The sequence below is a fragment of the Nocardioides halotolerans DSM 19273 genome, assembly GCF_000422805.1.
GTDB classification, from domain to species: Bacteria; Actinomycetota; Actinomycetes; order Propionibacteriales; family Nocardioidaceae; genus Nocardioides; species Nocardioides halotolerans.
In genome coordinates this window covers 433,743-452,980 of the sequence record NZ_AUGT01000009.1, presented here as the reverse complement: position 1 = coordinate 452,980, position 19,238 = coordinate 433,743, and the positions used below count along the sequence as shown (strand labels likewise).

The following is a 19,238-nucleotide window of genomic DNA, read 5'->3' as shown; positions in this document are numbered from 1 at the left end:
ACGGGTGTGGTGGCCGTCACGCTAGGGACGGGGAGGTTGGGGTCAGGTTGGCCGCGAGCGAGGAACGAGCGCGCGGCCAGAGCTGTCCCGGTCGACACCACCGCAGGGAAGGCACCTCCGGACCAGCGGACGGCGAGCTACCGCCGCGCGACCGCCAGCCGGCCCTTGAGCAGCGGGACGGCAGGGTGCGGCGGACCACCGGCGCGGCCGAGCGCGGCCAGGCCCACCTCGAGCACCTCGGCGTCGTACGGCGCGAGCTCGCTGTAGCGGACCACGGCATCGGGCTGGGGGTCGGCAAGCAGCGCCTCGCGCACGGCGACCGCCACCACCTCGGCCAGCTCGGAGAGGGCCGGCGAGTTGGTGCCGGGCAGCAGGTCGCCGCCGTAGGCCTCGACGGCGGCGCCGACCTCGCCGCGGCGCAGCAGGCCGAGCACGTGCTCGACGTCGGTGGCGACCGGCATCAGCAGCCGGTAGGGGCGCGAGCCGAGCTGCCCGCCCAGGGCCGCGCGCAGGTGCGAGACCTCGGCCTTGAGGGTCGAGAACGTGATGGCCTGGTCGCCGTACAGCATCGCGTGCAGCTGCTCGAGCGAGAGCCCGGCCGGGTGCAGCGCGAGGAGCGCCAGCACCTCGGTCTGGCGCCGGTTGAGCAGCAGCCGCTGGCCGTCGAGGTAGGTCTCGGCGGTGCCGAGCAGGGTCATCACCAGGCCCGGGTCGCGGGTGACGTCGGTGAGGGCGGACGGGTGGTGCGCCGAGGCCGGCATCGCGGACTCGATCAGCCGCGCCATCACCCGAGCGGTGGCGAGCCCGATCGGGTGGGTGCGGTCCCAGGTCGTGGAGAGGTCGATGACGCCGAGCTTGGTGCCCGTGGTCGGGTCGAAGACCGGGGCGGCCCAGCAGACCCAGTTGTGCACGATCGAGGCGTAGTGCTCGGCGCTGAACACCATCGCCGGCTGGCCCAGCCGGTTGGCGAGGTCGAGCGCGTTGGTGCCGACCGACTCGTCGTCCCAGCGCCCGCCGGCGACGAAGTTCACGCTCTCGGCCTTGCGGCGCATCACCCGGCCGCCGTAGGTCCAGAGGATCCGGGTGTCGGCGTCGGTGACCGCGATGACGAGGTCGCCGTCCTGGGCGGTGCGCCGCAGCTCCTGCTCGACGTTCTCGACCGCGGTCTGCAGCGGCGAGTCGCGCCAGATCGCCTCGATCTCGGACTCGTCGGCGAGCGGCGCCTCCTTCACGTCGATCGGGATCGCGGCCTCGGAGCGCGCCCACGACGAGAGGATCTCGGGGCGCACCATGGCCTCGACCTCGTCGCCGTGCTCGACGAAGCTCGTCCAGGCACGCACGGCGTCCTGGCGTCGTGTGCTCAGCTCACCCCGCACCACACCGCGAGGCTACTCGCCGGGTGACCGCGGTCACAGGGCGCCGTCGTCCGGCGGTCAGGCGCCGAGTCGGGCCCGCAGGAACCGGATGGTCTCGTCCATGGCGTCCTGCCACCGGGCGTAGAACGCGTGGTCCTCCCCCGGCCACCAGCGCAGCCGGCTGTCGACCCCGGCGGCCCTCATCAGCCGCTGGGTGGCCGTCGCCCAGCGCGGCGGGCAGGTCGAGTCGGCCGTGCCGTGGTGGACGAGCACCGGTTCGGTGATGCGGTCGAAGTACGTGCGCGGCGAGAGCCCGCGGTAGAACCGCGGCGCCTCGGCCGGCGTCCCGAAGCGCTCGAACAGGTCGGCCACGACCTCGGGACGGGAGGTCCGGGTGAAGTGCTCGAGGTTGTCGAGGAACCGCGAGCTGACCGAGTCGTAGATGACCGCGGCCTCGACGAGCCCCGGCTGGGTGACCAGCGCGCCCATCGTGACGCCGCCGCCCATCGAGCGGCCGAGCATGGCGACGCGGTCGTGGTCGACGTACGCCAGCCGCTCGAGCGCCGCGACCGCGTTGACGGCGTCGCGGGTGTAGCCGAGGCGGGTCTCCCGGTCCCGCACCGGGGCCGGGTCGGACGCCGCGTGCCCGCGGTAGTCGGTGTGCAGCACCACGAACCCGGCCCGCGCCAGCGCGTCCTGCTCGCGCGCGAGGCCCTGGCCCGTGACGTAATACGACGGGTCGATGTAGCCGTGGTTGAGCACGACCGCCGGGAACGGCCCGCGCCCGCGTGGCCGGATCAGCACCCCGGAGACCGTGAGCCCGTCGCTGCGGTAGGTCACGTCGTAGCGGGTGTAGGCGTCGGTGGCGTACTCGGTCCGGACGATCCTCGGCCTGCCTCCGTCCGGGGGCTGTCGCATCAGCGCCGGCAGCGAGACCGCGTCGTGCACCTCGGGCAGGTCGTCCGGTGGCGGATCTCCGGACTCGACCGGCGGATCTCCCGAGTCAACGGCCGCGGGCTCCGTTGAGTCCGGACTTCCGCCGATCGAGTCCGGACTTCCGCCGGTCGAGTCCGGACTTCCGCCACCCGAGCAGCCGGAGACGAGGGCCAGCGCGAGCACGAGGGCGGCGACGGGGCGCATGTGGGGAGTACGGACGGTCAGCCCAGCGGGTTCGTGTCGCCGTGGATCCGGCCGTCGGTGGCGCCGAGCCGGCGGCCGCTGCCGCCCCAGCGGCCGGCGATGATCTCGGCGGCGATGCTGATCGCGGTCTCCTCCGGCGTCCGGGCGCCGAGGTCGAGCCCGATCGGGCTGGAGAGGCGGGCGAGCTCCTCGTCAGCGAGTCCGGCCTCGCGGAGGCGGGCCAGCCTGTCGTCGTGCGTACGCCGCGAGCCCATCGCGCCGACGTACGCCACCTCGGGCAGGCGCAGCGCGACCTCGAGCAGCGGCACGTCGAACTTGGGGTCGTGGGTCAGCACCGTCACCACGGTGCGCGGGTCGATCCGGCCGGCCTCGTGCTCGGCGGTGAGGTAGCGGTGCGGCCAGTCGACGACCACCTCGTCGGCCTCCGGGAAGCGGCTCGCCGTTGCGAACACCGGCCGCGCGTCGCACACCGTGACGTGGTAGCCGAGGAACGCGCCCACCCGTGCCACCGCGGCGGCGAAGTCGATCGCCCCGAACACCAGCAGCCGCGGCTTGGGCGCGAACGCCCAGACGAAGACGCGCATCCCCTCCCCGCGGCGTTCGCCGTCGGGCCCGTAGGTCAGCGTCGCGTTGTGGCCGGCCGCCAGCAGCCCCATCGCGTCGTCGCGCACGGCGTCGTCGGCGCGTCGCGAGCCCAGGGTCGCGGTAGTCCCTGACGTCCGTGCCTGTGGAACAGCTGGTTCGACAACGCTTCCGTCAGGGACTATCCCCTCGCTCGGGCGTACGACGAGCCGCCGGCCGACCCAGGCGGGGTCGGGGTGCTCGATGACGGTGGCGAGGGCGACCGGGCGGCCGGCCTCGATGTCGGCGGCGATCTCGCCGAGCTCGGGGAAGGTGTCCTTCGAGACCTTCTCGACGTAGACGTCGAGGATGCCGCCGCAGGTCAGGCCGACCGCGAAGGCGTCGTCGTCGGACACGCCGTAGCGCTGGAGCACCGGCTCGCCGGACGCCACCACCGACTGCGCGAGCTCGTAGACCGCACCCTCGACGCAGCCCCCGGAGACCGACCCGACCGCCGTGTCGTCGGGCCCGACCAGCATCGACGCGCCCGCGGGCCGGGGCGCCGACTGGAACGTCGCGACCACCGTGCCGACGCCGACGGTCTCTCCGGCGTCCCACCAGGCCATCAGCTCGGGCAGCACGTCACGCACCGGCAACCACCTCCACCAGCTCGGCGTACGTCGCCAGGGAGTGCCCCGCCACGAAGTCGTCGACGTGCGGCAGCACCGCCAGCACGCCCTGCTGCACCGGCTCGTAGCCGTGCTTGCCGCGGTGGGGGTTGACCCACACGACGCGGTGCGCGACGCGCTTGAGCCGCCTCATCTGCTCGGCCAGCTGCGCCGGGTCGCCGCGCTCCCAGCCGTCGCTGAACACCACGACCACCGCGCCGCGCGCGAGGCCGCGCTGGCCCCAGCGGTCCATGAAGATCCGGAGCGTCTCCCCCAGCCGCGTGCCGCCCGACCAGTCCGGCACGGTCTCGCCGGCGGCGACCAGCGCGCGCTCGGCGTCCTTGCCGCGCAGCGCCCGGGTGACGTGGGTGAGCCGGGTGCCGACCGTGAACGTCTCCACCACCCCGCCGGCCGCGGCCGAGGCCTGGGTGAACCGGTGCGCGAGCCGGAGCAGCGCGTCGGCGTAGCCGCTCATCGAACCGGACACGTCCAGCAGAAGGACGACGCGCCGCGGCTTGTTCCCGCGCCGGCGCCAGGCGACGGGGGCGGGCTCGCCGAGGTGCCGCAGGCTGGCGCGCAGGGTGCGGGGCGCGTCGACGCTGCCGCGGTGCCAGCGCTGGCGGCGGGAGGTGCGCCGCCGGGGCGGCCGCGGCCGCAGCGTCGCGAACATCCCGGCCAGCCGGGCCTTCTCGGTCGCCGACAGCGAGGCCACGTCGCGGTGACGGAGCACCTCGGTGTCGCTCGCCATCGCGCGCACCACGGGGTCGTCCGAGTGCTCGTCGCCGGCGCCCCCGTCGTCGTCCGACAACGGCAGGCTCGAGAACGTCGGCGGCCCGTCCTCGGGCGGGCGGGGCCGGGGCAGGCCGTCGCGCGCGTTGAAGTAGGCCTCGTGGACCTGGTCGTAGCGCGCCAGGTCGTCGGGCGACGCGCAGAGCGTGGCGCGCCCCGCGACGTACGTCGCCGCCGCGTCGTCGAGCCCCACCATGGCCACCGCCGCCAGGAACCCCTGCGTCCGGTCGTGCGTGACCGGGACGCCGGCCGCGCGCAGCGCCCGGGCGAAGCCGAGCAGGATCTCGTCCGGCTCACGGACGGTGTCGGTCACCGCGAGCCCCTCACGCCCTCAGCATCTGGTCGAGCGCCTGCTGCACGCGCTGGGAGTCCTCGCGGTACTTCACGAGCGCCCCGAGGGTCCGCGCCGACGTCTCGAGGTCGAGCGTGGCCGTGCCCAGGTGGTGCAGGGCGCGCGCCCAGTCGAGGGTCTCCGCGACGCCCGGCGGCTTCTGCAGCCCGATCTCGCGCAGCTGCTGGACGACGCCCACCACCTGCCGGGTGAGCTCCTCCGAGACCTCGGGCGCACGGCTGCGGACGATCTGCACCTCCCGCTCGAGGCCGGGGTGGTCGATCCAGTGGTAGAGGCAGCGCCGCTTGAGCGCGTCGTGCAGCTCACGGGTGCGGTTGGAGGTCAGCACCACGACCGGCGGCGTCGCGGCGGCGACGGTGCCGAGCTCCGGGATGCTGACCTGGTACGTCGACAGCACCTCGAGCAGGAACGCCTCGAACTCGTCGTCGGCCCGGTCCACCTCGTCGACCAGCAGCACGGCCGGGCTCTGCTGGAGCGCCGCCAGGACCGGCCGCGCCAGCAGGAACCGCTCGTCGTACAGGCTCTTCTCGGCCTCCTGCACGTCCACCCCGTCGCCGGACGCGCCGGCCGCCTCGAGCGCCCGCAGGTGCAGGATCTGGCGCGGGAAGTCCCAGTCGTAGAGCGCCTGGGTCGCGTCGATCCCCTCGTAGCACTGCAGGCGCACCAGCGGCAGGTCGAGCGCGTCGGCGACCGCCTCCGCGAGCGCGGTCTTGCCGGTGCCCGGCTCGCCCTCGAGCAGCAGCGGCCGCTGCATGCGCAGCGCGAGGAACGCCACCGTGGCCAGGGCGTCGTCGCACAGGTAGCCGGTCTCCCCCAGCCGCCCGGCGATGTCGGCGGCCGACGCCACGACATCCGTCTCCATGTCGCAAGGCTACTTTTCGATGGGTTGGACTTACGTTTGCCCGGTGCCGCACAAGCTGCTGAGCATCGACGGCGGTGGCGTCCGGGGGGTCGTCGCGCTCGAGGTGCTCGCTCGGATCGAGCAGGTGCTGCGCGACGAGACGGGCGACCCGGAGCTCGTGCTCGGCGACTGGTTCGACTACGTCGGCGGGACCAGCACCGGCGCGATCATCGCGGGCGGGGTGGCACTCGGGCTGCCGGTGAGCCGCATCCAGCGGCTCTACCGCGACAACATGCGCTCGATCTTCACCCGCGCCGGGATCCTCGACCTCGTGCGGGCGAGGTACGACGAGCAGGGCATCGAGTCGGTCCTGCGTCGCGAGTTCGGCGAGGACCGCACGCTCGGCTCGCCCGACCTGCGCTGCCTGCTGATGCTGGGGCTGCGCAACACCTCGACCGGGTCTCCGTGGCCGGTGAGCAGCAACCCCGGCGGCCGCTACAACCAGGGGGCCGGGTCCAACCTCGAGCTGCCGCTGTGGCAGCTGGTGCGCGCGAGCTCGGCCGCGCCGACCTTCTTCGTGCCCGAGGAGGTCGTGGTCGGGGGTCGGACGTTCGTGTTCAGCGACGGCGCGGTCACGACGCTCAACAACCCGGCGCTCCAGCTGGCCCTCATGGCGACCCTGCCGGCGTACGGCCTCGGCTGGCCGACCGGCCGCGACGAGCTGCTCCTGGTCAGCGTCGGCACGGGCACCAGCGAGCGGCTGCAGACCGACCTGCGCGCCGACGACCTCAACCTGCTCGACTACGCCACGCAGGTGCCCGAAGCACTGATCCACAGCGCCGCCGTCCAGAACGACTACCTGTGCCGGGTGCTCGGCGAGTGCCGCGCCGGCCCGCCGCTCGACAACGAGCTCGGCGACCTCGTCGGCGGTGCCGGGCTGCTCGCCGAGCCGCTGTTCAGCTACGTGCGGTACGACGCCGAGACCCACCCCGCCAGCCTCGAGCAGCTCGGCGTCGGGCACCTCTCGACCGAGAGCCTCGACCGCATCGACGGCGTCGAGTTCATCGAGGACATGTGCGAGTTCGGCCGCGCCCTCGCGACCCTGGTCGGCCCGGCCCACCTCGCCGGCTTCGTCGCCGCAGACACCCACTAGCGCGAACCGGCCCCACCCGCCCCGACCTGCCCACGATGGTGTGGACGACGGCCGGACAGCCCCTCCTTGTGCGCGCGAGGTGGACGACTTGTGCGCAGATCGATGCCGAGTCGGCGTTACTGCTCATCAGTAACGACGACTCGGCGTCGGCAGCGCACCGCGAGTCGGCGCTACTGCTCATCAGTAACGCCGACTCGGCGTCAGGCGCCTGCGGCCCGATGGGCGTCGACGGAGTCGGCGACGGCGCCGAGCATGACGAGCAGTGAGCGGGCGAGGGGTTGGAAGGCGCGGCCCTCGCGGGTCAGCGTCAGCCGGCGCACGGACCGGTCGACGAGCGTGACGCCGAGGGCGCGCTCGAGCCGGATGATGCGGGCGCTGAAGGCGGCCTGCGACAGGTTCATCACCCGGGCGGCGGCGGTGAACCCGTCGTGGTCCACGAGCGCGACGAACGACGCGATCTCACCCACGTGGAGCGCCAGCAGGCGCGGACGCTCCAGGAAGGACCCGTCAGCCACGGGCTCAGTCTCGTGCTCGGCGGCGCGACGTGGGTGTGGCGGCCGTCACGGTTGGGTCACAGGTCGGCATCGGCGCACCTTGCGTCGGCTGGGTCGGGACGCGGAAGGATGCGGCCCTGCCCGAAAGGCAGGGCCGCACCCGTATCGCGCTGGCCGGTTCCTCGATCAGGCGCCTCCGCCCTTGACCGAGATGACCCCGAGGTCGGCGTAGCCGCTGCTGGACACCGAGTTCACGTAGTTCTCGATGTTCGACCCGTGCAGGAAGTAGAACTGCGTGATGTCGAGCGGGATGTAGGCCACGTCCTCGGCCAGCATGTTGTCCACCTCGGACCACATCTCGTTGGCCTTGTCGAGGTCCGTCTCCGCGGACGCCGCGTCCATGGCGGCGTTCACCTCGTCGCTGGAGTAGTTGCCGTAGTCCTGGCCGTTCGACGTCTTGCTGATGTTGATCCGGCTGTCGAACAGCGGCGGGATCACCGTGGAGACCGACGGCCAGTCGGCGCCCCAGCCTCCCCAGATCAGGTCGCTGTCGGAGCCGGGCTTCTGGACGGTGTCGTAGTAGGGCCCGGACGGGTCCAGACCGTCCAGCGTCACGTTGAATCCGGCCTCGTCGTACGTCGCCTTCAGCGCCGCCAGCGCCTTGTCGAACGCGTCCGACCCGATCGGGTAGGTGAGCTTGATCGGGTAGGGCAGGGTCTCGCCCGACTCCTCGAGGAGAGCCTTGGCGCCCTCGACGTCGCCGCCCTCGGCCTCGCCGAAGCTCGGGTTCGCCACGTAGCCCGGCGTCGCCGGGTTGACGATCGACAGCGACGGCGCCGAGGCGTTGTCGCCACCGAGCGCACCGACGTACGCGCCGCGGTCGGTGGCCGCCGCCAGCGCCTGGCGCACCTTGAGGTTGGTCAGGCGGTTGAAGTTCGGCACCAGGTAGTTGCTGAACGGCGACTGGAGGTTGACTGCGCGGTCGGCCACGTCGCCCGAGATCTGGGGGTACTGCGCCGGTGTCACGTTCCTCGACGTGATGGCGTTCCTGTCGTCACCCTCGTCGGCGATGAGCCGGTCGACGATGACCTCGGGCTCGAGGCCGATCTCGAAGGTGAACGTGTCCGGGTTCGCCTCGCGGTTGGTGTCCTCGGTGCCGTCCCACGCGGGGTTGCGCACGAAGGTGCCGCCCGAGTCCTCGTTCCAGCCCTTGTCGTCGAGCATGTACGGACCGGACGAGAACGCCAGGTACTTCGAGGCGTCGCCCTTGTCCTGGTCGGCGCGGTAGGGGTCGAACGCGCGCAGCGCCGCGATGGCGAGCGGGAAGTCCGGCCACGGCTTCTTGAACCGGTAGGTGATCGTGCTGCCCTCGCAGCTCACGGCCTGGTCGAAGGCGTCCTGGCCCTCACCGGTGTAGGGACCCTTGTAGGCAGGCGCGCCGTCGGCGTCCTCCGGGACGTCGAGGTAGCCGATGATGTAGTTGGGCCCACCGGTGATGACGTCGGTTGCGAACGTCCGCGAGACGCCGTACTTGAAGTCCTCGCACGTGACCGGCTTGCCGTCCTGCCACGTCGGGCCGTCCTTGACCGTGAACGACCACTCGGTGGCGTCCTCGTTGCTCTGGCCGGTGTCGGTGGCGAGGTCGGGGATCGGCGTGGAGCCCTCGGTCGTGTCTGTCGCGCCGGGAGGGAACATGACCCAGCTGCGGTAGACCAGGTTGCCGAGGTAGGAGATGTCGCGGCCGGAGTAGACGCGCTGCGGGTCGAGGGTCTGGGTCACGGCCTGCTCGAGCGAGAACACCGCACCGCCCTTGGTGGCCTCGGTGCGCTCCTGCGGGTGGTTCGCCGCTCCTCCCCCGCCCCCGCCGTCGCCGCCACACCCGGCGAAGCCGAGCGTGAGGGCGGTGGCCGCGGCGAGCGCGGCGAACCTGCTGCGTCGACTGCTGGTCATCCGGGTCTCCTTCGTGGGTGGTCTCGAAGTCCCGGGCGGCCGGCTCGTAGCAGGAGCCGGCCACCCGGATACCCCTCCGAGGGGTCCGTGGACGCGCGCCGTCGGACCGTCGGCGCGAGGTGTGTCCACAGTCGCCACTGTGTTGCCGGGTGCGAGGCGTCGCGCGCACTCATCGATGCCGTCGATGGCGATCGGCGAAAGGTGATGCTCCAGTGACCCGGCCGTGTCCGCGCCGTGACCGAAGGGTCAGACGAGGCCCAGCTCGTCGGCGCGCACGACCACGGCGCGCCGGTTCGGCAGCTCGAGCTTCGCGAGGATCGCAGACACGTGGTGGTCGGCGGTCTTCGGCGAGATGTAGAGGCGCGCCGCGATCTCGTTGTTGGACAGCCCCTTCGCCACCAGCCGGGCGACGTCGAGCTGGCGGTTGGTGAGGCCACCGGGGTTGGCGCGGGTGCTCTCCCGCGGCCGCTGCGGCACGCTGTCCAGCCCGTCGCTGCGCAGCTCGACCCGCAGCCGGTCCGCGGTGCCGATCGCGCCCAGCCGGTCGAGCAGGGCCACGGCTTCGAGCCGGTGCTCCGGCTCCGGGGAGTCCGACAGCGCGAGGGCCTCGGCGAAGCCGTCACCCGCCATCCGGAACCACGCGGCGGCGTCGACGTGGCGCCCTTCGAGCAGCATCCGGTAGGGCTCACCGATCTCCGCGGGTCGTGCGGTGAGCAGCCCCAGGCGCCGCAGCCAGACCGCCAGCCGTCCCCCCGCCCAGATCGCGTCGGGCGAGGACGCGAGTCGCTGCAGGTTGTCCACCGCGAAGTCGGTGACGCGCGGGTCCGGACGCCCGGTCATCCACATGGCCTCGGCGAGCGCGCAGAGGACCGGGAAGTAGCGCAGCGGCTCGTCCGCGCCGCGCGCCTTCCTCCACGCCCCCTCGAGCAGCTCGTCCGCGCCGCCCCGGCCGAGGCGCAGGGAGAGCAGCCCGAGCACCGTGTCGGGCCAGATGTTCGCCCCCAGCTCGACGTCGTCGATCGCGGTCCGGCAGTCCTCCTCCGCCGCGCTCCACCGGCCCGCCGTCAGGTGGACGAGCCCCCGGAAGCTCAGGTGCCACAGCCGGGCGACGCCGAGGTCGCGCTCGGTCACGTAGGCGAGGGTGTCCTCGATGATGCGCTGGGCGGCCCGGACGCTGCCGTGCTCGTGGTCCGCGGAGAAGACGAGGATGTGGCCGCGCCAGGCCAGCTCGTCCCAGCCCTGCTCACGCGCCTCCTCGGCCCAGCGGAGCACCTCCGTGCGCGCCCAGGACTCGCCGGTCACGCACGGGACCGCGGCACTCATCATCCGGCCGGCCACCTCGAACTCCTCGAGCCCGGCCTCGGTGGCGACGGCGAGCAGGCGGGCGGCACACTCGACCGCCCGAGGCAGGTCGCTGCCGATGACGGCGAGCATCGCCGCGTCGGTGTAGGCGCGAGCCACAGCGGTCGGTACGCCGCACGCGTCGGCGATCTCGGTCGCCCGCCGGGCGTGCACGGTGCTGGTCGCGCTGTGCCCGCTCTGGTACTCGAGCACGGCCAGGCCGGCGTAGGCCTCGGCGACGCCGGCCTGCTCACCGGCCTCCTCCCAGAGGCGGATGCTGGCGCGTGCGGTCGCGATCGCGTCGCGGTGGCGGCCGATGAAGTACTGCTGCCGGGTCAGCTGCGACAGCAGCAGGGCCCGTTCCAGCGGTGCCGCGGTGGTGGGGAGGTGGTTGAGCGCGATCTCGAGGAACGACGCCGCCTCCGTGTTGGACGCCGCCGCCACCGCCTGGGCGGCCGCCGCCCGCGCGTGCGCGAGCGTGCGGTCCACGTCGCGCGCGCCGAGCGCGTGGTGGGTCAGCACCGCCGGATCCTGGGGCTCGAGCTGCTCGAGCGCCTCCAGCAGCCGCTGGTGCAGCCGCGGCGCGCCCCCGGGCGGGATCGTGCTCTCGACCGCCAGCCGGGCCAGCTCGTGCCGGAAGACCACGCCGCGGTCGCTGCGGCCCAGGAGCGTGGTCGCGTCGAGCCTGCGCAGCGTCGGTAGGTCGACCCCGACCAGCGGCAGCACCCGGTCGTCGAGGCGGTCGGGGGCGCAGGCGATGAGCTGGAGGATCTCCAGGTCGTCGAGCTCCACGTCGTCGATCCGGGCCAGCACGGCGTCGCGGACCGAGGACGGCATCGGCCGGTCGGGTTCTCTGGCGACCTGCGCGACGAAGAACGGGTTCCCGCCCGTGAGCCGGTGGACGCGCGCCGCGTCGAGGGAGGTGTCGGCGACGGCGGCGGCCACCGCGGCCTCGCTCAGCGGCCGCAGCACCAGGGTCCGGAGGCCGTCGAGCACCGCGAAGTCGCCCAGCAGCTGCCGGGCGGGGTGGTGCGCTCCGATCTCCAGGTCGCGGTAGCTCACCACGACCGCGAGCGGGACGGTCTCGACCCGCCGCACGAGGAAGCGGAGCAGCTCCGCGGATGCCTCGTCGAGCCAGTGCAGGTCCTCGACGACGAGGACAGTCGGCTCGGACCCGAGCTCCTGCAGCACCGCCTCGCGCAGGCCCGCGTCGTCGGTCGTGTCGGCCACGCCCGGCAGCCCGAGGTCGCGGAACGGCCCGAGCGGCCGAGGCGTGCTCAGCGGCTCGCACTGCCCGCGCAGGGTCCGGAGGGCCGGACCCTGCTGCAGAGCGGTCGCGACGACGGTCGACTTGCCGGCACCGCTCTCGCCGCTCACCGCGATGCCGAGGCCGGCACCGCCCTCCCCCACCAGGCGGAGGGCGGCACCGAGCACGTCGAGCTCGTGCTCTCGTTCGAGCAGCTGCACGGCGTCAGCGTAGGGCGGGTTCACTGCTTGGTGCTGTCGCGATCCGGGCCTCCGACGAGGCGGTCCTTCCCGCTCCCACCGACGAGCCGGTCCTTGCCCCGCTCGCCGTACAGCCGGTCCTTGCCGGCGCCGCCGCTGACCTTGTCGTGGCCGTCGCCGGCGCAGATCAGGTCGTCGCCGCCGAGACCCTTGACCACGTCGTTGCCGCCGAGGGCGACGATGACGTCGGCCTTCTTCGTGCCCGCGATCCGGTCGTTGCCGTCGGTGCCGACGATCGTCGCCGCCCGGCCGTGGCAGATGGGCGGGACCGACCCGGTCGGGGGCGCACCGGGTGCGAGGAAGCGGTAGACCACGGTCCTGGGTCGGCTGGCGCCGTCGTCGCCGACGGCCAGGAACCTGCCGTCGGGTTGCACGGTCGCCCCGCCCAGCCACTGCGGGCCACCGTTGACCCGGAGGACGCCACCCGGACCGAGACCCTGGTCGGGCGACCCGTCGGCGTTGGTCCTGAAGACGAAGGCGTCCGCGCCCGCGCTGGTCGCGCCAGAGCCGACCACTCGACCGTCCGGCGCCACTGCGATCGCGTAGACCGCCTCGTCACCGCCGAGCCCGACGTGGAATCCGGTCGGCCCACCGAAGGTGCCGTCGACGCCACCGGTCGGGTCCAGGCGGACCACCACCGCGTCGTAGTCGGCGCCGCTGTGGACCTGCCCGGCCACCAGGATCCGGCCGTCCGGCTGGAGCGCCAGCGCGAGGCCCTGCTGGAAGGTGCCCGGCACGGTCGCGGTGCCCGCCACGCCGAACGCCGGGTCCGGCGCGCCGCCGGCGGTCAGCCGGCGGACGGTCAGCGACTGGGACGCCGTGTCGTAGCCGGTGACGACGATCTTGCCGTCCGGTTGGAGCAGGACGGCGGCGGCCGAATCGTTGCCGGCACCGCCGAACCCGATCGCACCGTCGTGGTCGAAGGTGGGGTCCGGCTCGCCCTGCGGGGTCAACCGGTAGACCGCCATCTCACCACCGCCGACCGACGTCTTGCCGACGACCACGATCTTGCCGTCCGGTGCGATCGCCACGTCGTAGAGGCTTTCGAAGGCGCCGCTGTCGACGCTTGCGAATCCGTCACCGCTGAAGCTGAGGTCCGGTGCTCCCGACGGGAGGAGCCGCCAGACCGCGCCGTCGTTGTTCTTCGACGTCTGGCCGACCGCGACGATCTTGCCGTCGGGCTGCACCGCGACCGCGGAGGCCCACTCGCTCCCCCCGTCGTGGTCGAGCCGGCGCAGACCGAAGGCCTGGTCCACGACCCCCGACGCTCCGATCTTCACCGCGAAGCCGTCCTCGTCCGAGTGGCCGAGGTAGCCGACCGCGACGGTGGAGCCGTCCGGCAGGACGGCGAGGTCGTAGCCGAGGGCGGACGCCGGCGAGGCGTCCACAACCGCCCGGCCGGCGACGCCGTAGGTCGGGTCGAGCCCACCCGGCTCCGCGTGGGCCGGCGCCGCGATCGCCGCGACACCCAGGGCGACGGTGGAGACGCCGACGAACCGACGCACCCCTCTGGCCCTCACGAGCCATCCGCCGTCCGCGGGCCGAACTCGCTGGCGACCGCGGTCACCTTGTTGGCGGGGAACCCACCGCGCCGGGCGTGCTCCAGGACGGTCTCGGCGTCCTCGGCGTCGTGGACGCAGTAGATCTTGTCGCCGGCGACGTAGCTGGTCACCCAGGTGTAGGGGACGCCCAGCGACTCGACGGCGGCGTTCGAGGTCCTCGCGATCTCGGCGAGCTGGTCCTGGGTCAGGTCCTTGGCGCCGGGGATCTCTCGCTCGATGACGAAACGGGTCATGACGTGTGCTCCTCGTGTGAGTCCGGCGGCCCGGTGCCTCCGGTGCCACCCACGCTCGGCGCGGAGGGCGCCTCTCGACATCGGGAGCGGCTCCCTACCTTTCGCCGTCCCCATGCGTTTGCGGCAGCACCCCATGTGGCACCGGACGACGGAGGGAGTGCCGTCGTGAGGGCGACGGCCAGGAGGGAGTCAGGCGTGCTCGAGGGTCAGGACGAGACCGACGAGGGGCCCCTCTCGCACGACCTGCCGTGCGTGCGGTGCGGCCACTCCGCCCACCCCTACCTGGTGTGCGGCAACGACTGCGACTGCGAACCGACACGGATGCCGGGCCAGGGGCTGCTCACCCCCCACTGACGGGAGGGTGGATCCAGGCGGCCGGACCTCAGCCGACGGCGGACGTTCTGGTGTCGACGTCGGCGCCGCTGGCGAGGTCACCGCACTCGACGAGGGTGGCGCCGTGCTCCGCGAGGTAGTCGCGGGCGCCGGCGTCGCCAGTGGCGACGCCGGCGACCCGCTGCCAGTGGGCTCTGCCGAGCACCACCGGGTGTCCGGGGCGGCCGTGGTACGACGCACGGGCGAGGGCCTCGTCTCCCTCGCGCTCAGAGAGCACGCGTCGTACCACGGCCGCGGTCAGGTCGGGCAGGTCGACCAGGCTCACCACGGCGGCCTCGGCGTCGCTGCCCATCAGCGACTCGAGACCGGATCGTAGTGAAGCCGACATGCCCTCGTCCCAGTCATGGGCGACGACGACGTCGACGCCGAGGCCGTCGAGGAGGCGAACCGCCTCGTCGGCCTCGGCGCCGAGCACCACCGTCACCCCATCGCACCCACCGTCGCGCAGGACCTCGACCGCGTGCTGGAGCCACGACGCACCGTCAGCGTCGCGCACCAGTGCCTTGGGCCGGCCCATGCGGGACCCGGCGCCGGCAGCGAGGAGGAGGCCTTGGGTGATCAGTGTGGGAACGCCTCCGTGTAGAGCTTCTGGAGATCTCCGGAAGCCGGTCCGCTGAAGCCGCACATCGACACGGCTCCCTGCCAGGCGGAGACCAGGTAGGTCCCGCCCACCTCGAACTTCACCTGCTGGATCATCGTCTGGAACGGCCCGGCCGGTGCCTGCACCTGGACCGTCTCGCCGACCTCGCCCTGGTAGACGTCGGTCGCCTCGAGGGTGACCGTGTCACCCTCGATCGAGGTGACCGTGCCCTCGAACGCCTGGTCGTACTGTGCCAGCATCGCCGCGGTCGGCTCGGCGACGCACTTGGTGCCGGCACCGCCGACGGTCAGGTCGGTGGTCTGGCCCGCGAGCGGGGCGCCGTGGTCGGGGGCGACCACGGAGGGCCCTGGCCCGGCCACCGGCGAGTCGGCGTCTCCGCCGTTGTCGCCGAGGCCGGAGATCGCGAAGCCGCCCACGGCGGCGATAGCGGCGACGGCCGCGGCGGCGACCAGCCAGGCCAGCGGGTTGCGGCCGCGGGTGCCGGTGGCCCGGTCGCCCTCGTCGACCGGTCGCACGTCGAGATCAGCGCTCATGATGTCCTCCAGGAGCATCGCGAGAGCGGCCGGGTCGGCCGGGGAGAGGGAGCCTGCGGGGTCACCGCCTCGCAGCAGCGCGCGAAGCTCGTCGTCGTGCTCGAAGTCGCTGGTGCTCATGGTTCCCTCCCTTCTCTCACCCCTTCATGTCCGGCGCCGTCGTCGATCTTTCGCAGCTGCTCGACGAACTTGCCGCGGGCGCGGTGCAGCCGGATGCTCACGGCGTTGGGCGTGATGCCGAGGACCTCGGCGATCTCTCCGGGCCCGAGCTGCTCCCAGGCCCAGAGACGGAGCAGGTCGGCCTCCTCGGGCCGCAGCGCCGCAAGCGCGGCCTCGATGCGGGGGTCCGGGGGGTCGGGCTCGTGCACGGCCTCCTGCGGCGGGTCGACGGCCGTGATCTTCGCGGCCAGCCGGACCTGGCGGCGGTCACCGCGCTGGATGTTCGCCAGGCAGTTGCGGGCGACGCCGTAGACCCATGGGAGGGCGGGCTCGGGCACCTGGTCGAGGCGCCGCCAGCAGACCAGGAGCGTCTCGGCGAGCACGTCGTCGGCGGTGGCCGGGTCGGTACGCCGGGCCAAGAAGCGGCGTACGGGCTCGACGACCTCGGCCGCCAGCCGCTCGAAGCGCTCGCGTGGGTCGTCGTCGGGGGAGTCGGCGGCCACGGGTCAACCCTCACACACCGTCGACCCGTCAGAAACTTTCTGACGGGTCGACGGGCGACGGGGTCGACGCGCGCCGGCCCCGAAATGACGTCGACCCGTCAGAAAGCTTCTGACGGGTCGACGACTTCAGCGGATCAGAAGTCCATGCCGCCCATGCCACCCGAGGGGTCGCCGGCCATGGCCGGTGCCTTCTCGGGCTTGTCGGCGACGACGGCCTCGGTGGTGAGGAAGAGCGCCGCGATGGAGGCGGCGTTCTGCAGCGCGCTGCGGGTCACCTTGGCCGGGTCGATGATGCCCTCGGCGATCATGTCGACGTACTCGCCGGTGGCGGCGTTGAGACCGTGCCCGGCCGTGAGACCGCGCACCTTCTCCGCCACGACGCCGCCCTCGAGGCCGGCGTTGATCGCGATCTGCTTGAGCGGGGCGTCGGTCGCGAAGCGCACGATCTGGGCGCCCACGGCCTCGTCGTCGGACAGGTCCAGCTTGTCGAACGCCGCGTTGGCCGCCTGCACCAGGGCGACGCCGCCGCCGGCGACGATGCCCTCCTCGACGGCCGCCTTCGCGTTGCGAACGGCGTCCTCGATGCGGTGCTTGCGCTCCTTCAGCTCGACCTCGGTGGCCGCGCCGACCTTGATCACCGCAACACCGCCGGCCAGCTTGGCCAGGCGCTCCTGCAGCTTCTCGCGGTCGTAGTCGGAGTCCGACTTCTCGATCTCCGCGCGGATCTGGTTGACCCGGCCGGCGATCTGGTCGGTGTCGCCCGCGCCCTCGACGATGGTGGTCTCGTCCTTGGTGATGACGACCTTGCGGGCCTGGCCCAGCAGCTCGACACCGGTCGACTCGAGCTTGAGGCCGACCTCCTCGGAGATGACCTGGCCGCCGGTCAGGATCGCGATGTCCTGGAGCATGGCCTTGCGACGGTCACCGAAACCCGGGGCCTTGACGGCGACGGACTTGAAGGTGCCCCGGATCTTGTTGACGACCAGGGTCGACAGCGCCTCGCCGTCGACGTCCTCGGCGATGATCAGCAGCGGCTTGCCCGACTGCATGACCTTCTCGAGCAGCGGGAGCAGGTCCTTGACGCTCGAGACCTTCTGGTTGGCGACCAGGATGTAGGGGTCCTCGAGGACCGTCTCCATGCGCTCCGGGTCGGTCACGAAGTAGGCCGAGATGTAGCCCTTGTCGAACCGCATGCCCTCGGTGAGCTCGAGGTCGAGGCCGAAGGTGTTGGACTCCTCGACCGTGATGACGCCTTCCTTGCCGACCTTGTCCATCGCCTCGGCGATGATCTCGCCGACGGTCGGGTCGGCGGCGGAGATCGACGCGGTCGCCGCGATCTGCTCCTTGGTCTCGATCTCGGTCGCCATGCTGAGCAGCTGCTCGCTGACGGCGTCGACGGCCTTCTCGATGCCGCGCTTGAGACCCATCGGGTTCGCGCCGGCCGCGACGTTGCGCAGCCCCTCGCGGACCATGGCCTGCGCCAGCACGGTGGCGGTGGTGGTGCCGTCACCAGCGACGTCGTCCGTCTTCTTCGCGACCTCCTTGACCAGCTCGGCGCCGATCTTCTCGTAGGGGTCCTCGAGCTCGATCTCCTTGGCGATGCTCACACCGTCGTTGGTGATCGTCGGGGCGCCCCACTTCTTCTCGAGCACGACGTTGCGGCCCTTGGGACCCAGGGTGACCTTGACGGCGTCGGCGAGGGTGTTCATGCCCCGCTCCAGACCCCGCCGGGCCTCCTCATTGAAAGCAATCAACTTCGCCATGTCTGGTGCGATTCCTCACGCTTGAAGAGTTCAGGTGGTTGTCACTCTCCTGTCGAGAGTGCCAGCGTCATGTTTAGCACTCGACCCCTGCGAGTGCAAGCAGAGTTCGCCCTCGGCCGAGCCGGGCAGAAGCTGCCGCACTTCCTGCCGACCCGGCGTCCGGCCGGCGGCACTTCCTGATGGGTCGGGGTCGGTCAGGAGCTCTCGCGGACCACCAGACGGGTCTCCAGGAGGCGGGGGGCGGGCGGCTCGTCGGGGTGGCGGATGGCCTCGAGCAGGAGCGCGACCATCTCGCGGCCCATCTGCTCCGGCGACTGGTGCACGGTCGTGAGCGGCGGGTGCGTGGACTGCGCCAGCGGGGCGTCGTCGAAGCCGACCACCGAGACGTCGCGCGGCACGTCCTTGCCGGCCTCGCGCAGAACCCGGAGCGCGCCGGCGGCCATCAGGTCGTTGGCGCAGAAGACCGCGTCGAGGTCCGGACGTCGCGACAGCAGCACGCGCATGGCGGACTCGCCGCTCTCCTGGCTGAAGTCGCCGCGCGCCACCAGCGCGTCGTCCGCCTCCAGGCCGGCGGCGGCGAGGCCGGCCAGGTAGCCCTCGTGGCGGGTGCGGCCCACGACCATGTCGGGCGGGCCGAGGATGGCGGCGACGCGGGAGCGGCCGCGGTGCACGAGGTGGTCGACCGCGAGCCGCGCGCCCAGCTCGTTGTCGGCGTCGACATAGGCGCCGCGCTGGTCGTCGGTCGCCCGGCCGCCGAGCACGAACGGCAGGCCGCGCTCGCCGATGCGCTCGGGCAGCCGGTCGTCGTCGTGCAGCGAGAGGAGCAGCACGCCGTCCACGTGGTTGCGGGTGAGGTACTCGTCGAGCCGTCCGTTGCGCTGGCCGGCGTGCGCGAACAGGAGCACCAGCTGCAGCTGCGCGTCGCTGAGCGCCGTACCGACGCCGCGCACGACGCCCGCGAAGAAGGGCTCGCCGAAGACCCGCTCCTCCGACTCCGCGATCACCAGCGCGACCGCGTCGGTGCGCTGGGTGACGAGCGTGCGCGCCGCGCGGTTGGGGACGTAGCCGAGCTCGGCGATCGCGCCCTCGACCGCGAGCCGCGCCTTCTCGGAAACCTTGCTGCTGCCGTTGATGACGCGCGAGGCCGTGCCGCGGCCCACGCCGGCGGCTGCGGCGACCTCCTCGAGCGTGGGTCGCGTGCGCGGCTGCCGCGTCATGGCGTCAGTATCCCGTCGATGGAGGGGGTGCGGGGGTGGTCACGGCCGGCGGGCCCGCCCTGTCGAGGGACGCGGACCCGCCGGCCGGGTCGGAGTAGCGCAACTGGGAGCGCTCCCACAACTC

At 72.7% G+C, this 19,238-nt stretch carries 17 protein-coding genes; 2 read left to right on the top strand and 15 right to left on the bottom strand.

Translation table 11 applies throughout. The annotated features are described in order from the left end of the window. Window positions 1-137 precede the first annotated feature (137 nt). Genes G514_RS0102010 through G514_RS0101990 form a run of 5 tightly spaced genes read right to left on the bottom strand, consistent with a single transcriptional unit; the run spans window position 138 to window position 5,727 of the window. Window positions 138-1,379 (bottom strand): sigma-54-dependent transcriptional regulator family protein, encoded by a 1,242-nt coding sequence (locus G514_RS0102010; RefSeq protein WP_028650402.1) that lies wholly within the window; start codon window positions 1,377-1,379, stop codon window positions 138-140. 54 nt (window positions 1,380-1,433) lie between these two features. After that, window positions 1,434-2,495, bottom strand: coding sequence for an alpha/beta hydrolase family protein (locus G514_RS0102005; RefSeq protein ID WP_028650401.1), 1,062 nt, complete (start codon window positions 2,493-2,495; stop codon window positions 1,434-1,436). Window positions 2,496-2,512: 17 nt separating this feature from the next. After that, entirely contained in the window at window positions 2,513-3,706 is a 1,194-nt protein-coding gene (locus G514_RS0102000; RefSeq protein WP_028650400.1) for an XdhC family protein, read from the bottom strand. After that, window positions 3,699-4,826, bottom strand: coding sequence for a vWA domain-containing protein (locus tag G514_RS0101995; protein ID WP_028650399.1), 1,128 nt, complete (start codon window positions 4,824-4,826; stop codon window positions 3,699-3,701). The genes G514_RS0102000 and G514_RS0101995 overlap by 8 nt, the downstream gene beginning before the upstream one ends. A gap of 10 nt (window positions 4,827-4,836) precedes the next feature. After that, on the bottom strand, window positions 4,837-5,727 hold the full coding sequence (locus tag G514_RS0101990; RefSeq protein ID WP_028650398.1) for an AAA family ATPase: 891 nt from the start codon (window positions 5,725-5,727) through the stop codon (window positions 4,837-4,839). A 43-nt stretch (window positions 5,728-5,770) separates the two neighbouring features. Here G514_RS0101990 and G514_RS0101985 point away from each other — a divergent pair, with 43 nt between their 5' ends. After that, on the top strand, window positions 5,771-6,859 hold the full coding sequence (locus G514_RS0101985; protein WP_051246484.1) for a patatin-like phospholipase family protein: 1,089 nt from the start codon (window positions 5,771-5,773) through the stop codon (window positions 6,857-6,859). Window positions 6,860-7,059: 200 nt separating this feature from the next. On the opposite strand, the gene G514_RS0101980 is transcribed toward G514_RS0101985, so the two are convergent. From G514_RS0101980 to G514_RS30575, 5 genes are all read right to left on the bottom strand, one after another. Then, the gene (locus G514_RS0101980) at window positions 7,060-7,374 is read right to left on the bottom strand and encodes a helix-turn-helix domain-containing protein (protein ID WP_028650396.1); all 315 of its coding nucleotides are present in this window, start codon (window positions 7,372-7,374) and stop codon (window positions 7,060-7,062) included. A gap of 165 nt (window positions 7,375-7,539) precedes the next feature. Beyond that, window positions 7,540-9,303: an ABC transporter substrate-binding protein gene (locus tag G514_RS24345; protein ID WP_036563193.1), complete on the bottom strand. Its 1,764-nt coding sequence runs from the start codon at window positions 9,301-9,303 to the stop codon at window positions 7,540-7,542. A 246-nt stretch (window positions 9,304-9,549) separates the two neighbouring features. Beyond that, window positions 9,550-12,111: an ATP-binding protein gene (locus tag G514_RS0101970; RefSeq protein WP_028650395.1), complete on the bottom strand. Its 2,562-nt coding sequence runs from the start codon at window positions 12,109-12,111 to the stop codon at window positions 9,550-9,552. A 20-nt stretch (window positions 12,112-12,131) separates the two neighbouring features. Then, window positions 12,132-13,655, bottom strand: coding sequence for a hypothetical protein (locus G514_RS0101965; RefSeq protein WP_028650394.1), 1,524 nt, complete (start codon window positions 13,653-13,655; stop codon window positions 12,132-12,134). Between the two features lie 11 nt (window positions 13,656-13,666). Continuing rightward, window positions 13,667-13,945, bottom strand: a complete 279-nt coding sequence (locus G514_RS30575) for a DUF4242 domain-containing protein (RefSeq protein WP_028650393.1) — start codon at window positions 13,943-13,945, stop codon at window positions 13,667-13,669. 195 nt (window positions 13,946-14,140) lie between these two features. On the opposite strand from G514_RS30575, the gene G514_RS30570 reads away from it, so the two are divergent. Beyond that, window positions 14,141-14,299 (top strand): hypothetical protein, encoded by a 159-nt coding sequence (locus G514_RS30570; RefSeq protein WP_169576267.1) that lies wholly within the window; start codon window positions 14,141-14,143, stop codon window positions 14,297-14,299. A 28-nt stretch (window positions 14,300-14,327) separates the two neighbouring features. Here G514_RS30570 and G514_RS0101950 read toward each other — a convergent pair whose 3' ends face one another. From G514_RS0101950 to G514_RS0101930, 5 genes are all read right to left on the bottom strand, one after another. Next, window positions 14,328-14,897, bottom strand: coding sequence for a nucleotidyltransferase family protein (locus G514_RS0101950; protein WP_211222019.1), 570 nt, complete (start codon window positions 14,895-14,897; stop codon window positions 14,328-14,330). Then, a complete protein-coding gene (locus tag G514_RS0101945; protein WP_028650391.1) occupies window positions 14,897-15,592 on the bottom strand; it encodes a hypothetical protein in 696 nt (231 codons plus the stop codon). The genes G514_RS0101950 and G514_RS0101945 overlap by 1 nt, the downstream gene beginning before the upstream one ends. Then, window positions 15,589-16,134: an RNA polymerase sigma factor gene (locus G514_RS0101940; protein WP_028650390.1), complete on the bottom strand. Its 546-nt coding sequence runs from the start codon at window positions 16,132-16,134 to the stop codon at window positions 15,589-15,591. The genes G514_RS0101945 and G514_RS0101940 overlap by 4 nt, the downstream gene beginning before the upstream one ends. Window positions 16,135-16,268: 134 nt before the next feature. Further along, window positions 16,269-17,897: a chaperonin GroEL gene (gene groL / locus G514_RS0101935; protein ID WP_028650389.1), complete on the bottom strand. Its 1,629-nt coding sequence runs from the start codon at window positions 17,895-17,897 to the stop codon at window positions 16,269-16,271. A gap of 194 nt (window positions 17,898-18,091) precedes the next feature. Next, window positions 18,092-19,114 carry a LacI family DNA-binding transcriptional regulator gene (locus G514_RS0101930; protein WP_028650388.1) on the bottom strand — a complete coding sequence of 341 codons (1,023 nt, stop codon included), beginning with the start codon at window positions 19,112-19,114 and terminating at the stop codon, window positions 18,092-18,094. Window positions 19,115-19,238: the final 124 nt, after the last annotated feature.

Bases quoted from the DNA above. Each gene is read 5' to 3' on its own strand.
- G514_RS0102005 (WP_028650401.1), bottom strand. From the start codon at position 2,495: ATGCGCCCCGTCGCCGCCCTCGTGCTCGCGCTGGCCCTCGTCTCCGGC.
- G514_RS0101990 (WP_028650398.1), bottom strand. From the start codon at position 5,727: ATGGAGACGGATGTCGTGGCGTCGGCCGCCGACATCGCCGGGCGGCTG.
- G514_RS24345 (WP_036563193.1), bottom strand. From the start codon at position 9,303: ATGACCAGCAGTCGACGCAGCAGGTTCGCCGCGCTCGCCGCGGCCACC.
- G514_RS30575 (WP_028650393.1), bottom strand. From the start codon at position 13,945: ATGACCCGTTTCGTCATCGAGCGAGAGATCCCCGGCGCCAAGGACCTG.
- G514_RS0101945 (WP_028650391.1), bottom strand. From the start codon at position 15,592: ATGAGCACCAGCGACTTCGAGCACGACGACGAGCTTCGCGCGCTGCTG.
- groL (WP_028650389.1), bottom strand. From the start codon at position 17,897: ATGGCGAAGTTGATTGCTTTCAATGAGGAGGCCCGGCGGGGTCTGGAG.
- G514_RS0101930 (WP_028650388.1), bottom strand. From the start codon at position 19,114: ATGACGCGGCAGCCGCGCACGCGACCCACGCTCGAGGAGGTCGCCGCA.